Origin of the sequence: Flavobacterium sp. (assembly GCF_031423415.1) — a bacterium.
Classification (GTDB): Bacteria; Bacteroidota; Bacteroidia; order Flavobacteriales; family Flavobacteriaceae; genus Flavobacterium.
Genome location: NZ_JANPFL010000024.1, coordinates 42,421 through 58,548, shown reverse-complemented (window position 1 = coordinate 58,548; position 16,128 = coordinate 42,421). Strand labels below are relative to the sequence as shown.

The 16,128-nt window shown below is 35.1% G+C and carries 11 protein-coding genes; all 11 read right to left on the bottom strand.

Annotated features, from left to right (window positions below; genetic code table 11):
• Window positions 1-218, bottom strand: a 218-nt coding sequence (locus RMO83_RS03135) for a hypothetical protein (protein ID WP_310558218.1), incomplete at its 3' end; no start/stop codon positions are given.
• A gap of 224 nt (window positions 219-442) precedes the next feature.
• On the bottom strand, window positions 443-1,378 hold the full coding sequence (gene mdh / locus RMO83_RS03130) for a malate dehydrogenase (RefSeq protein ID WP_310558217.1): 936 nt from the start codon (window positions 1,376-1,378) through the stop codon (window positions 443-445).
• 84 nt (window positions 1,379-1,462) lie between these two features.
• Entirely contained in the window at window positions 1,463-3,406 is a 1,944-nt protein-coding gene (gene gyrB / locus RMO83_RS03125) for a DNA topoisomerase (ATP-hydrolyzing) subunit B (RefSeq protein WP_310558216.1), read from the bottom strand.
• 111 nt (window positions 3,407-3,517) lie between these two features.
• Window positions 3,518-4,540, bottom strand: a complete 1,023-nt coding sequence (locus tag RMO83_RS03120) for a dipeptide epimerase (protein WP_310558215.1) — start codon at window positions 4,538-4,540, stop codon at window positions 3,518-3,520.
• Between the two features lie 169 nt (window positions 4,541-4,709).
• Window positions 4,710-8,042 carry a bifunctional amidotransferase subunit GatB/aspartate--tRNA ligase AspS gene (gene gatB/aspS, locus RMO83_RS03115; protein WP_310558214.1) on the bottom strand — a complete coding sequence of 1,111 codons (3,333 nt, stop codon included), beginning with the start codon at window positions 8,040-8,042 and terminating at the stop codon, window positions 4,710-4,712.
• Entirely contained in the window at window positions 8,042-9,439 is a 1,398-nt protein-coding gene (locus tag RMO83_RS03110) for an amidase family protein (protein ID WP_310558213.1), read from the bottom strand. Before RMO83_RS03110 ends, gatB/aspS begins: the two co-directional genes overlap by 1 nt.
• 2 nt (window positions 9,440-9,441) lie before the next feature.
• Complete coding sequence (locus tag RMO83_RS03105; protein ID WP_310558212.1) at window positions 9,442-9,711, bottom strand: hypothetical protein; 270 nt, start codon at window positions 9,709-9,711, stop codon at window positions 9,442-9,444.
• Window positions 9,712-10,079: 368 nt separating this feature from the next.
• Window positions 10,080-10,529 (bottom strand): hypothetical protein, encoded by a 450-nt coding sequence (locus tag RMO83_RS03100; protein ID WP_310558211.1) that lies wholly within the window; start codon window positions 10,527-10,529, stop codon window positions 10,080-10,082.
• Between the two features lie 115 nt (window positions 10,530-10,644).
• Window positions 10,645-12,426 (bottom strand): TonB-dependent receptor, encoded by a 1,782-nt coding sequence (locus RMO83_RS03095; RefSeq protein WP_310558210.1) that lies wholly within the window; start codon window positions 12,424-12,426, stop codon window positions 10,645-10,647.
• 2 nt (window positions 12,427-12,428) lie between these two features.
• Entirely contained in the window at window positions 12,429-12,794 is a 366-nt protein-coding gene (locus RMO83_RS03090) for a four helix bundle protein (protein WP_310558209.1), read from the bottom strand.
• Window positions 12,795-12,848: 54 nt separating this feature from the next.
• Entirely contained in the window at window positions 12,849-15,863 is a 3,015-nt protein-coding gene (locus RMO83_RS03085; RefSeq protein ID WP_310558208.1) for a tetratricopeptide repeat protein, read from the bottom strand.
• Window positions 15,864-16,128: the final 265 nt, after the last annotated feature.

Genomic DNA, 16,128 nt, shown 5'->3' with positions numbered 1-16,128 from the left:
TCTTTTACTTCGTTGAAAGTAAAATTGGTAAACCCAAGATTGAACACATTTTCCTTTCCAATGGAATCCAAATATTTTAATTCTTTTTCAGGATTACCCTTAGCAAATGTTTTAGCATCGCTTTTGATTTTACTTGAAACGAAAGTGAAAGAAAGTTGGTAAATGCTTACCAATGCAAATAGAATTGCAAAAAATTTAATAAGTCCTTTATTCTGCATTATTACTAAAAATTAATTATTTATTGTATATATTTTTGTGGTCAAGCCTTATGAAACAAGACTTCAGCTCTATTTTTATTATAAAATAAACCATTGGGAATTACATCATATTTTTTTGACCGAGCAAATATATAATTAACGTAAAGATTAACCAATATATTTATTGATTAATATCAAAAAAAAGACTGCAAAAGTGCAGTCTTTTCATTTTTTACCCAAAATTCTTATCCTAATATAGAATTTAGGTCTCCATTCATATTTCTGACAGCATCAGCACTTTTGGCGAAAGCCGCTTTTTCTGAATCGCTTAATTTAATATCCAGAATTTGTTCGATTCCGTTTTTACCTATAATGCATGGAACACCAATACAAATATCATTTTGTCCGTATTCGCCATCTAACATTACTGAACAAGCAATCATTTTCTTTTGGTCATTCAAAATACTGTCAACCAAATAGGCTACAGAAGCACCTGGTGCATACCAAGCTGAAGTTCCTAATAAACCTGTTAATGTAGCTCCACCAACCATAGTTGCGGCTGCAACTTTAGCCAATTCTTCTTCTGATAAAAATTCAGAAACTGGAATACCATTATAAGAAGCCAATCTTGTCAAAGGAATCATAGTTGTATCTCCGTGACCACCAATAACCATAGCTGAAACATCATTTGATGGTTTGTCTAATGCTTTTGACAAATAATATCTAAAACGTGAACTATCCAATGCTCCACCCATTCCGATTACTCTATTTTTTGGTAAACCTGTAGCTTTCAATGTCAAGTAAGTCATTGTATCCATAGGGTTTGAAACTACCACAATAATAGCGTTTGGCGAATGTGTCAAGACATTATCCGCAACCGATTTTACGATTCCTGCGTTGATGCCAATTAATTCTTCACGAGTCATTCCAGGTTTTCTTGGAATTCCTGATGTAATAACTACTACATCGCTATTGGCTGTTTTGGAATAATCATTCGTAATACCTGAAACTTTTGTATTAAAACCTGTATTAGTGGCACATTGAGAAATATCCATTGCTTTACCTTCGGCAAAACCTTCTCTAATATCTAATAATACTACTTCACTTGCAATTCCTCTATACGAAATTGAATCTGCGCAAGATGCTCCCACATTTCCTGCTCCTACAATGGTAACTTTCATTTTTATATGTTTGTTTGTTGTTTATAGTTTGTTGTTTATAGTTTGTTGTTTATTTCCAACAAAAACTATAAACCAAAAGCATTTTTACGCATCAATATTGGCATAAACTGCATTTTTTTCAATAAAATCTCTTCTTGGAGGAACCTCATCTCCCATTAACATAGAAAAAACTCGGTCAGCCTCAACAAGACTATCAATATTTATTTGGCGTAAAGTTCTGAAACTTGGATCCATCGTAGTTTCCCATAATTGCTCAGCGTTCATCTCTCCAAGACCTTTATAACGTTGAATCGCTGCGCTTCCGCCCATTCTTGCGTTGGCTGAATCGCGTTGATCGTCATTCCAGGCGTATTCCTTTTTGTTTCCTTTTTTAACTAAATACAAAGGTGGTGCAGCGATATAAATATGTCCTTGCTCGATTAATTCTTTCATAAAACGGAAGAAGAATGTCAAAATCAAAGTAGAAATGTGGCTACCATCGACATCGGCATCACACATAATAATTACTTTGTGGTAACGCAATTTCGAGATATTTAAAGCTTTACTATCTTCTTCCGTTCCAATGGTTACACCAAGTGCGGTAAATATATTTCGGATTTCTTCGTTTTCAAAAACTTTGTGGTGCATCGCTTTTTCCACATTTAATATCTTACCTCTCAAAGGCAAAATAGCTTGAAAAGCACGGTCACGACCTTGTTTTGCAGTTCCACCTGCCGAATCTCCCTCGACAAGATATACTTCGCATTTTTCAGGATCTTGTTCAGAACAATCCGAGAGTTTCCCGGGCAATCCACCGCCACCCATTACGGTTTTGCGTTGTACCATTTCACGTGCTTTTTTGGCAGCGTGACGCGCTTGAGCAGCAAGAATTACTTTTTGAACGATGATTCGAGCATCATTTGGATTTTCTTCCAAATAATTTTCGATCATTTCGCTCACGGCTTGACTTACCGGCGCAACAACTTCTCTATTTCCAAGTTTTGTTTTAGTTTGGCCTTCAAATTGTGGTTCTGAAACTTTTACCGAAATAATAGCCGTAAGCCCTTCACGGAAGTCATCCCCAGCAATTTCAAATTTCAATTTATCCAACATTCCAGAAGCATCTGCATATTTCTTCAATGCTCTGGTCAATCCAGTTCTAAAGCCCTGCAAGTGCGTTCCTCCTTCGTGAGTGTTGATATTATTTACATAAGCAAAAATATTCTCGGTATAACTGGTGTTGTAAATCAAAGCAACCTCAACAGGAATTTCTCCTTTTTCAGAATTCATCGAAATTACGTGAGAAATAATTGGCTCCCGATTAGAATCCAAATAACGAACGTATTCTTTTAGACCTTCAGTCGAATGGAAAATTTCTGAAACAAAATTTCCGTCTTTGTCCACTTCTCTTTTGTCTGTAAAAGTGATAGTAATTCCTTTATTCAAATAAGATAACTCCCGCATACGTCCCGATAAAGTATCATAAGAATACTCTATGGTTTGAGTAAATATACTTGGGTCTGGATAAAAAGTTACAATCGTACCTCTTTTGGTAGTTTCTCCAATTTGTTTTACTGGATAAAGTGCTTTTCCTTTTTCGTATTCTTGTTCGTACACTTTTCCATCGCTACTATGAACGGTTGCTCTCAAATGGTTTGACAATGCATTTACCACAGAAACCCCAACACCGTGAAGACCTCCAGAAACTTTATACGAATCTTTATCAAATTTACCTCCGGCACCAATTTTAGTCATTACAACCTCTAATGCAGAAACTCCTTCTTTCTTATGAATCCCCACTGGAATTCCACGTCCATTATCTTCTACCGAAATAGAACCATCTTCATTTATATCTACTCTAATCGTATCACAATGACCTCCCATTGCCTCATCGATTGAGTTATCTACAACCTCATAAACTAAATGATGCAGTCCTCGAACTCCTACATCTCCAATATACATCGAAGGACGCATTCTTACGTGCTCCATTCCTTCTAATGCCTGAATACTATCTGCTGAATAATTGTCCTTCTTGATTTCTTCGCTCATATTTTTTAATCTAAAAATGTATTTTTTGTATAACACGCAAATATATAAAATAGGGATTGATATTCCCTTATAAATGCCTCTTTTAGTAGTGAAGTTATTAACATTTTGGGGTTATTTTGTGTATAATTTCACTCCTATTCCAAAAGCGTTGGGGTAAATAATTTTTCCAAAATTAAACGAGGCGCCGCTTGCAATATCTTGGCTTAAAAGCAACGCTCCATCGGCATCTAAATAGTCTAAAAGAGATGCTATTTGAACTAATCCTGAAATCCCAACAGTTGATTCGGTCATACAGCCCGCCATTAGCAAAAGACTGTTTTCTTTTGCGATTTGAATCATTCGTAATGCGGGTGTTATTCCACCACATTTCATTAATTTAATGTTAACTCCATGAAATAATTTGCTACACCTCAAAACATCGCCTTCACGTTGACAACTTTCGTCTGCAATTACTGGTAAATGGGATTCGGATTTTACTTTTTTCATGCCTACAATATTATCAGCCTTGAGCGGTTGTTCGATAAATTCCACATTCAAATCTTTTAAAATTTTAGAGTTTTCTATAGTTTGTCCAGCGTTCCAAGCGCAATTTGCATCAATTCTGATAACGGAATCCGTTATTTTGCGTAAGCTTTCCACTATTTCAATATCATTGGTAGTTCCTAATTTAATCTTATAAATAGGCCACGGTTTTTCAATGATTTTTTGTTGCATTTTTTCGATGGAATCAATGCCAATTGTATACGATGTTAATGGAGTTGGCTCATGTTCTCCCGACCAATAACTTCGTAATGTTTTATTGCTTTTTCTGGCATATAAATCCCAATAGGCCATATCAACAGCGCACAAAGCAAAATAATCATCTTTGAGAATTGGCTCAATGGTATTCCAAAATTCCTCTGGATGAAGTCCAGAAGCAGCTTCGACTATTGATTGTATATTGATGAAACTTTCTGTTAATCGCTCTTGAGTACTATGGTAGTAGGGATTCACAGTTGCTTCTCCGTATCCAAAGTGAATTCCATCAGAAATACACACTATTGCCGTTTTTTGTACCGTGACAGTGTACCTTGAAATTGTAAATGGATGTTGAAGTGGCAACTCGTAAAATTGAAAAGAAAAATGTAGTCCCATACAAATATATTAAAGTATTAATGTTTTAAAAACATTCACTTTACAAATATAAAAATAGTAATAATAATTGAAATTTTTAATGCCATAAAAATACCAATTGATAAAAAATTAAAAAGGTTTGTGCAATTAAGCACAAACCTTTTTAAAATACAAACTTTACTAATTAAATCTATTTTTTAATTATTCGAACATTCATTTCTTCTACCTTTTTATCCGATAAAAGTGATGGTGCTCCGAACAATAAATCTTCGCTAGAACCTGTTTTTGGGAAAGCCATTACTTCTCTAATAGATGCTTTTTTCTCTAAAATCATCATCAAACGATCGATTCCCCAAGCAATTCCTCCGTGTGGTGGTGCGCCGTATTGAAACGCTTTATACATCGTTCCCACACTTTTTATCATTTCTTCTTTATTGTAACCCATATTTCTATAAGTCGCTTCTAGAATCTCCGATTTATGTGCACGAACCGATCCTCCTCCAATTTCGTAACCATTTAAGATGATGTCGTATTGCTGGGCGATAATCGTTCCTATTTCATCATCATCTCCTTTCATATGTTTTTGCAAATCGTAAATCGCAGGCATTGAGAACGGATTGTGAGTAAAGGTCCATCTGCCTTCATCTGTTCTTTCAAACATTGGAAAATCAACTACCCAAGCCGGACATAATTCCTTCGGATTAATTAAGTGCAATATTCTACCCATTTCTTGACGAACAGCATCCAAAGCTTTGTTAGCCGTTGCATAATCTGCTGCTGAAAAGAAAACAATATCCCCCACTTGCGCATTGGTCGCTTTTATAATTCCTGCCGCAATATCTTCGCCTAAAAACTTGATAATGGGCGATTGCAATTCATCTTCATTTACGATAATATAAGCCAATCCACCTAAGCCGTGCTGTTGCGCAATAGCGGTAAGATTTTCAATTTGACCTTTAGACATACGCTTGTTTCCTTGCTCTTGAGCCGAAACTTTGATACATTTTACAATTCCACCTTCTTCAGTAGGCTTGCTAAATACTTGGAAAGTGGTATCTTTTACAATATCGGTGATATCCTGCATTTTTAAGCCGTAACGCAAATCGGGTCGGTCACAACCGTAGAAATCCATCGCATCTTTGTAGGTAATGATTTCAAACGGACGTAAAATCCATTTGTTGCCGTATATTTTTTTCACTACTTCATTAAACATCTTGGTGTTCAAATCGATGATTTGCTGCATACTGGCGTAGGCCATTTCCATATCCAATTGCGTAAATTCCGGCTGACGATCGCCACGAGAATCTTCGTCTCTGAAACAACGCGCAATTTGGAAATACTTTTCATAACCACTCACCATCAGCATTTGTTTGAACTGTTGCGGTGCTTGTGGCAACGTATAAAACAAGCCTGAGCCTTTACGTGTCGGAACAATAAATTCACGTGCTCCTTCATCAGTTCCTGCACTTAAAATTGGCGTTTCAATTTCTAAGAATTCTTCTTCATCCAAAATGTCACGCAATAACTTAATTACCTTATGACGGTTTACGATGGCTCTTCTTACCTCTTCGTTTCTGTGATCTAAGAACTTGTATTGAAAACGAATGGCTTCGTTGGTTTTTGCCGCTCTTTTAATTTCGAAAGGCAAGGTTTTGGATAAGTTTAAAATTTCCAATACCGAAGTTTCCAATTCAATTTTACCGGTGCGTAAACCAGCATTATAATCATCTTCATTACGCCCTACGACAATACCAGTTACTGAAATTACCGATTCTGGTTTCAGTTTCACTAACTCATCAATATTAGGGAACGACTCTCTGCTAATTCGTACTTGAAAAATCTCACAACTAGAATCACGCAAATCGATAAACATCAATTCACCGTGATCACGAACGCTCGCTACCCAGCCAGACAATATCACTTCCTCATTGATGTTTGCTTCTGATAATTGTGAAATTTTATGTGTTCTATAATTGTCTTTTATAATAATCGGAATTTCAGGAAGCGATTCTTCTTGACTTTCTTTATTCTCGGCAATTATCTCTTTGGAAACTTTTTCAGAGGCTTCAGTATTCTCTAAAATTGCAGCAGCACCCAATTTGTCTAAAATAATCTGACGAATTACTTTACCATTCGCTCCTTTTCCAATTACACCTAAAACTTTACCAACTAAAATACCAGCTTTTCCTTGATCTCCAGCTTTGATATTATTGGCAACCGCCTCATTTTCTGAAAGTACTTTAGCAATAACTTCCTGAATTGTATCTTCAGAAATAGTATTGTCATCAAAATACTTATTATAGTCAAAAGCTCTGTCTTTTAAGTACGAAGTAATCGCATTTTGAACTAGAACCGCAGTGATTTTTTCGGCTTTAAATAATTGGAAAATTTCCGTTAAATGGGCAATACTATGAATTTCAGCGTAATCTTCTGCCTTAATATTGTTCGCCAAAGTTTTAGCAACAAATGAAGGGTCTTTAATTTCGTTATTGATCTCCACAAATGTCTGCGAACGCAGCTTATCTGCCGTGAAAAATTTAGCATCTTGTGGTAAAACACCTCCGTTAATCAAAATAGATTCAACAGCGTATGGCAAAGCACTTGTGTCTACCTTAATAGCTTCAATCTCCGCTTTAATATTTACAAAAGGTAAATCCGGTTCCGAAATAAAACGGTAATCCGCTTCAAATTCTTTTTTACGCATTACTTTGGTCTGCTTTAAATCAGCATCCCACAACACCGTCGTTTGGTCTGGACGAAACTCTTTATGTTCGATAAAATAATTGAATTGTTTCTCCACCTCTTCCTTCAAAGCTTCCACCATAAACTTAAACGAGTTCAAGTTTTTGATTTCGGTTCTTGGATTTAATTCATAACTATGTTTTTTGCGCAAAGACACAGAAACATCCGATTTGAATTCTCCTTTCTCCAAATTCGCTTCAGAGATTCCTAAGTTTTGAACAATACGCTGAATATATTGAGCATAAGTCGAAGCGTCTTCAATGTTACGCATACAAGGCTCGGTAACGATTTCTATCAATGGAACACCGGCTTTATTAAAATCGACTAACGAAATTTTCTTTTCGTGCATCAATTTTGCGGCATCTTCTTCAATATGAACCTGAGTTAAATTTACGGTAAATTGAGAACCGTCATTTCGGTAACACGATACGTGTCCGTCAGGAATTATCGGATTATGATATTGAGTAATTTGAATATTTTTCGGGTTATCCGGATATTCGTAATGTTTTCTATCCCAAGAGATCACTTCATTACTAAAAGACGAATCTACTGCTTTTCCAAAATAAATCGCTTTTGTAATCGCCTCCTTGTTTAAAGCAGGCAAAACGCCCATTTGTCCGGTACAAACCGAACATATATTTTCGTTAGGTGTTTCTATTTCTTGATTTGGACAAGAACAAAACAACTTGGTTTTGGTATTCAATCGAACGTGTGTTTCCAGTCCGATTACCAATTCTAAATCGTGGGCCTTTAAAGCCCCAGTTAATTGCTCCAATTCCATTATATTGTATCTTTTAAGAAGTTTGCAAATTGCAACACTAATTCATCACTATTTTTTGCAGCCGTAATTTGCAGTCCTGTGCTTGTTCCTTGTGGCACGGTTAAAGTTGGCAATTGCCCTAAACTAAAACCGACGGTATAAGCATCTGACAAATACATCGCCAAAGGATCTTTTAAACTGTCTCCAATTTTAGGAGGAGTGCCTGGCGTAACTGGTGATAAAATAATATCCACTTCCTTAAAATCTTTACTGAAATTCTCAGAAATCTGATCTCTTAAAGCCAATCCTTTTAAATATATTTCATCAGAAAAACCTTGAGACAAGACTTGGTTTCCGCCTACAATTCTGCGTTTTGTTTCTTCCGAAAAGTTTTCAGAACGGGTAACAGCATAGGTTTCAATTAAATTTTCTGCTTCAATTCGGTTCCCATAATTAGTTCCGTCCAGACGAGATAAATTAGAAGCCGTTTCAGCCATTGCCAATGTATAATAAGTCGAAACCAAAATATCCGATTTGAAAAAATCCAATTCTTTTACAGCGATTCCTTTTGCTTTTATTTTTTCGATGCTTGCTAAAAAATCAGCTTTTATTTGAGCATCAATAGCATCACTTTCAATAAAATTTTTGAAATACCCAACAGTTTTCACTGCTGAAGTTGCAATCGCATCTTCACTAATTTCTGTTGAAGTAATTGAAGTTTGATCTTTTGAATCTTTCCCGCTCATTACGTTCAAAACGATTCGAATGTCTTCAATTGATTTTGCCAATGGACCAACACAATCTGTAGAAGAAGCATAAGCCATCAATCCAAATCGAGAAATTCTTCCGTAAGTTGGTTTAAAACCGTAAATATGATTGTATCCCGCAGGCTGACGAATAGATCCGCCGGTATCGCCTCCAATAGAAAATACAGTATATTCTTTTGCTACGTTAACGGCAGAACCTCCGCTTGAACCTCCAGCAACTAATTCTGGATTAATTGCGTTTTTTACAGCACCAAAAATCGTGTTTTCGCTAGAAGATCCGTGACCAAAACTATCACAGTTTTCTTTTACCAACGGAATAGCACCTGCATCCAATAATTTTTGAATTGCAGTAGCTGTGTAAGGAGATTTATAATTTTTCAGTAAATCTGAACTTGCCGTAGCGTAAGTTCCTTGCAACATATATACATCTTTAATTCCAAAAGGAATTCCTTCTAACAAACCTATTGTTTCCCCGTTTGCAATTTTAAAATCCACTTTAGCGGCTAAATCTAGCGCCAAAGTGTCTAACAAAGAATTCACAGAGTTGTATGTATTTTGTTTCAGTAAGTCTAATTTTTCCTGTACCAAAGCGACACAAGTTATTTGTTTTGACACCAATTGCTGGTGTATTTTTTTTATTTGAGAGTCCATTTTTATCCTTCTATAACTTTAGCAACTACTAAGAAACCATTTTTTTTGTTCGGGAAGTTTTCAATTATAAGTTGTTTCTCTAAAGCCGAACTTTCTATCACAACATCTTCTCTTAAATTATTTACAGACACACAATTACGATTGACATTATTTAAGGAATTTTCATTTGATGGAATTGCATTTTTAATTACATCAAATAATTGGTTCACTGACTCCGAAGGCTGTGCTCCTTTAATACTCGACAAGATGTCGATTGTCATTGTTTTGCTCATAATTTCGTTTCGTTTTAAAGTCAAACTTTTAAGGTGGCGAATTTACGAAAAAAAATATTAGGGATTTAGGGTTTTTTTGAAGGGTTTGATAGTATTTTGTGAAAGAATTGGATGTCTATCTACATAAATAAATCCATTACTATTAATGGAATAAGGATTAGTAAACCAAAAATAAGCATAACTAACCACCACCAATATAATCTGTGACTATAGTAGTTGTTTAAATATTTGGTCATATTGTTTCGTTTTTCTCCGAGAATCGGTCTTTTTTTTCCTTTATGAAAAAATATATACATTAAATAACTGAACAACAAAATAGCAAACGGCAATAAAAACATCTCAAATTTCATAATATCTTTTTTAAGAATTCACTCAACAGTCTCAATCAAATACTTCGTCCCATTAATTTCAAACGAAAATCCCACTTCATTTCCCGTCAATTTATTTCCTAATGGCGATTGCGGAGAAAGCGCAATAACATTGATTCCTTCAACAGCAATTTTAGGAAGTGCTGCACTTAAATACAAGTAAATTCCATTGGCTTTTACCAAGCTACCCACGATAATAGTTTTGGCAATTGTAGCGGAATCAATTTTGTCTAAAATCGCTTTTTGAGCCAAAACTTCTTTCAATTTGTGATTTAGTTTTTCTTGCTCAATATGCATCATCGACAAAGCTGTTTCGTGTTTGTCGCCCGCAGAACCTTTGGCATCGTTTTTAGAATCTTCTGTCAAAGCCACAATCATATCGCGAAAAGCATCTTCTCGGTCTTGAACAAGTTGTTGGTAATGTTGGTGTATTTTTTGTTTGAAATTCATAAATAGGAAAAGTTTAAACACAAAGTTCACAAAGAAGGCACTAGGTTCACAAAGCTGTACTTATAGATTTGTTTTTCGTGTTCTTAGTGCCTTCTTTGTGAACTTTGTGGTTAAGTTAAAAATCAAATTTATAATTCGCTCCCAAAACTACTTGAAATCCCTGAACTGGGTAATCCAACCATTTTTGATAGGCTTGATTGGCAATATTATTCGCTCTCAAAAAAGCAGTTAATCTATCGTTGTATTTGAATCCAACGTGTGCATTTACATCAAAATAAGACTCTAAAGTGATTGGACTTGGTGCAACAATGTATACAATATCGGTATTCAGTTTTTGATCTTTTCGATCTCCAACAAAGAACACATTGGCTCCAGCGTACCATTTTTCGGTGATGTTGAAATCAACTTTTGCGTTTAATTTTATAGCTGGTAAATTCCAAGCTTCAGCTTGAAACTTGTTCGTATAACTGCTAAATGTTCCGTCTATTCCAAAAGTCAGGTCATCTGAAATGTCGGCTTTCAACTCACCGTAAAAACTAATGGTTTTCATATCATCATAAACCATTTGCATAGAATTCCCGAAAGCATAATTTTCATTAGTACTGTTTTCGTTATAATCATTGCTTTTGAACAAGGCTTTGTCTCTTTCATTCACATAGGATGCTCGAAGATTATAACTCACAGTATTAGTCAATTTTCCTTTCAAACCGGCAAAAATATCATATTGTTTGTCCGTTGGCGCAATGTTTAAGGTTGGCGACAAATACGGATTTGCAGTAACAAAATCGGAATAGGTGTTTTGTTCCAAATTCCCTTCCGCGCCAGCGTAGAAAATCATTAAATCTCCAACTACCTTCAACGAAGCATTAATTTGTGGGTAAACATAAAATTTATTGCTGCTGTTTTGAGTACCCAAACTATAAAATAATCCTGCACCAATATTCACCGTCCAATCATCCTCATTCATCACAAAACTTGGTGCAATTCCAAAATTGGTAAAGCCATATTTTATCGAGTTGGTATTGGAATAATTTTTCTCGAAACTTCCTCCTAAATAATCGACAATCACATTCGTTTTTACAGCTTTGTCGCTGATGTTGAATTCGAAAGAAGGCTTTACAAAAAATCTATTTTCCGTAGAACCATAAGAATCCGAAAAATGATTGAATTTCGCACTTGCTTCTTTTACAATACTTTCATTTATTTCAATTTTACTTCCTAAATAGATATTATTGTAACTATGCTGCGGATCGATTGCTTGAATCAAATTGGCTGTATCATTTGGGGTTAAAGTAGTTCCAAAATCGATTGGTAAACCATACCAATTATAAATTTGATTTTGATAACCCAAATCTACATTCCAAGACAAGTCTTTTTCACGAATTCCATAAGTCAAATCAATCGAAGTATCATAAAAAGAATCCTGTAATTCAACGTCTTTGATTCCGCCTTGTGACGAAAGATGACGAAACATTCCACCTACATAATCATTGGCTCCCAACTCTTGGTTAACGAATAATTCGGCGTTTAAAGTTCCATAATTTCCTGCTCCAATAGTGGCGTAATTATTGAACAAATGGGCTTGTTTTTCTCTTTCGACACCTTCAGCTTTTCCTTTGGATGGTGTAAAAGTCGAAGCTACCGGAAACGAGAAAATGGAATATTTTATTGTTTCTTTTTTGGTGTTTTCTGCGTCATCAAGAACAGGAGTTTCGCTGACTTTGAAGGCATCTGAAATGGTTGGCGTATATGGTTTTACTACATTTACCACTTCTGTTCCAATGTTTTCGTCCTTTTTAGGGTCCTTTTTTTGGGCAAATGAAAACTGAGTTAATAATAAACAGATAGATAATAGACGGATAGATAATAGACTTATTGATGGTATACTATTTGACATAATTATTGGTTTAATGTATTTTGAAATGACATTGTTGCTTTTTGAAATTCTTCAATTTTATTTTCAATATGTTGCGATAAATTATCGGAGACATAATTTTGACTATTGGCCAACAACAACTGAGTTTGAAGCTCGAAGGACGAACCTAATGACATATCTACAAAATGACTGAAGGATTTATTAGTTCTACTGGAACCTTCCGAAATATTTGATGGCATAGAAACCGAACATCTATTCATTTGACTTGTCAGTCCGAACTTTTCTGAGCTAGGAAAGTTGGATGTTAACTTAAAAATTTCTTTCGCTAAATCCATCGCCATTTGCCATATTTTTAACTTTTTAAAGTTATGTCTCTTAAATTCACCCATAACTACTTAGTTTATCGCTTCGATCTATCATCTATTCGTCTTTTATCAATCGGTCTAATTCTGAATCGATGAATTTGTTTTAGCCTCTTCCCTCTTTATAGTATTCAATTCTGCTTGCGCTTCTGAAATTACATCTGGAAAATCGGTGAAGTTTTTGATCACACTGTCCAAAATATAAGTCGCTTGAAAACTGTCTTTCAATCCATAAAAATTCTTTGCCATCACGATTAACCCTTTGGCTCCAAAATATTTATAACTGGAATAACTCTTCGCTAATTTTTGAACTACAACATTTGAAGCTTCAAATTTTCCGTCTTTATTTTTGAAATAAGCGTCGTAATACAAAGCTTCGGCGGCTAATTCACCTTTAGCAATAGTTTGCAATTTGGCGTAAGCCGAACGTGCTTTGGTTTCATCACCAGTTTGAATTGCCGCACGAGCAATGATAATTTGGGCATCACTTTTTACATTGTCATCCGTTTTTGGATTTGCCAAAACTTTCTCAGCATAAACAACCGAATTCGGATAATCCTTGTTTTCGTAATGGGATTTCATCAAATTAGATTGGGCGAATGTTTTATTCTGTGGAAAATCAGCTTCGTTTTCTAATCGAGTCAATATTTGAATCGCTTTCGATGTATCGTCATTCTTTAAATAAATTTGCCCTAATCGCGCCAAAGATTGTTCTGTAAATTCACTTCTTGGCTGATCGATAACGTACTCATAATTAGGAATGGATTTATTTTCTTGTGCATCCGAAAAATACATTTGAGCTAGATAAAAATTAGCTTTCAAGGAATGAATTCCTTTTGGAAATTTGCTTACATAACTGCTAAATCCTGAGATAGCTTGCTTGGTATTGTTTTGTAAATATTGTTTTTCGGCAGCTTCATAAGTGTCATTATCCAATTCGGCATCGGTTACGGCAACAAAATCCAAAGTACGAACCCAAGTCGCGTATTCATCGACCTTTCCATTATCAACATAAATCAATCTTGCTGTGGAAACGGCTTCTAAAGCTTCGGGGGTTTTAGGAAAATCGGCTGCGACTTTCTTGAACTTTATCAAGGCTTGCTCGTCTTTGTCGGCATTATAATAGACTAATCCTTGTCGCAGAATGGCTTTGGAAGTGAACGAACCGTTTTTGAATTCAGCATTTAATTTGTCGTAGGTTTTTATGGCAAGGTCTTGTTTGTTTTCAGCAACATAGGTATTTCCGAGTTCAAAATACGCATCATCACGGTATTCTGATTTTGGAAACATCTGTAAAAAAGCATTGAGTTCCTCAATTTTTTTATCGTTTTTGGACACAAATCCATAGCAAATGGCTTTTTGAAAATACGCATAATCGGCATCGATACTTTTCAATTCGATTACCTTGTTGTATGCTTCGAGTGCCGCAGTATATTTTGAAGTCACGAAACGGCAATCTGCCAAACGTAAATACGAATCGTGTAACCGTACCTTGTCGTCTTTTACATTTTCAATCTGATTTTGGAAATAATTACCCGCTTCATCATATTCCTTCAACTTGAAATGCGAATACGCAATATTATAATTACTATTTTTAAATTCCGGCGTATCTTTGGCTACAGCCAAACCTTGAAATTGTTTGTAACTCAACACCGCATTTTTGAAATCGTCCAAAACATATTCGGTTTCGGCTTTCCAGAACATTGCACGAGCCGAGAATTTAGCATCTTTTTGTTGGTCTAATGAATTTTCAAACAGAGTTGCTGCTTCTTGATAATTTTTGTCAATACATAATTCTAATCCTCTGTAAAAAATCACTTTTTGATACGCCAATTTATTTTCAGGCGATTTATTTTTCTCCAACAAAACCAATGCTTCCTTATAGTTTTTGGATGAAATATAAGAATCAATCAGCAATTTTTCTAAGTCCGATTTGTTGGCATTATTGGGGTATTTTTTCAAGAAAGCAGTTAAAACTGCGGGTGTACTTTGATACGGATTTCCTATTTCGTAGCTCAATTTGGCATAATTCAAACTCGATTCTTCTTGAATAGCAACGTCAAATTCCATTTCGGAGGCGTTTTTGAAAGCATTTAAAGCTTGTGGTTTTTTGTCTAAATTTAGGTAACTCTGACCCAAATGATAATACGCATTTTGAGCTACAAAATCTTTTCCGCCAATGATTTTATTGAATTGAGAAATGGCGCTTTCGTAATCCTTTTGCATATAATATGCGTAACCCAATTGGTAAAAATCGGTGTTGTTCCATTTTCCTTTTTTGCCTTTATACAACGCCAAATACGGAATAGATTTCTCGTATTGTTTCAAATTAAAATAGCTTTCGCCAATGATTTTATTCAATTCCGAATTTTCAACGGCAGTTGATTTGTCCAGTGCTTTTGTACCTAAATCAATCGCTTTTTGAAAATTACCAAGTTTAAAATTCATATCCGCTTGATAGTACGACAATTTTTCTTTGTACTTTTCTTCACCTGAAACTTCGTCGAAATACTTTGTAGCTTGTTTGTAATCGTCGCCTTCATAAGCCATAAAGCCTAGGTAATACTTGGCTTGCGAACCATATATGGCTGAATTAGCAACTTTATTAAAATAGTTTGTAGCTTCCTTTTTCTTTTTCGAACTAAAAAAACTATAGCCTTTTTGGAAATTGTACTGATCTTGTTCTTGATAACTCAAACTGTTCTCGTCGACTTTTTCGAACCATTCTAAGGCCTGGGCATAATTACCTTGGTTGAAATAATAATGAGCCACTTCAATATACGCCTGATTTTGTTTTCTGCTTGTGGGATAATCGGTTACAAACTGTTCCATCAATACATCAGCATTGGGCTGATTAGTGCGAATGGCACAATTGGCAACATAATAAGAACAATCCGATTTGATTTCTTCATTGGCTGCAGCCGACTTGACTTTCTCAAAAATTAACTGAGCCGAAGCATATTGGTTGTCATTGTACAACGCAATTGCTTTGTCAAAATCGTTCGAATCGTGAGTATAAATAGCTGATTTTTGCGCTGAAAGGAATGAAATACCTATAAAAAAGAGTGGAAATAATGACCTTAATTTATTTTGCATTGGATATTTGTTAAGTCTTCAAATGTATTGTATTCTGCAGTGTATAACGAAATGCTTTTGGGTTTTATTATAAACATCTTTTTAAACAATTTGGAAAATCACGATTTGAATTTCGGTAACTATTCAACATACAAGAAATTAACGATAGATTAAAAGAAAAACAGACACTAATTGCACAAATTACCACGAATAAAATTGTGAAATTATCTTAATTTGTGAAATTATCTTAATCATCTATATCAAATTTGTGTGAATTAGTGAAATT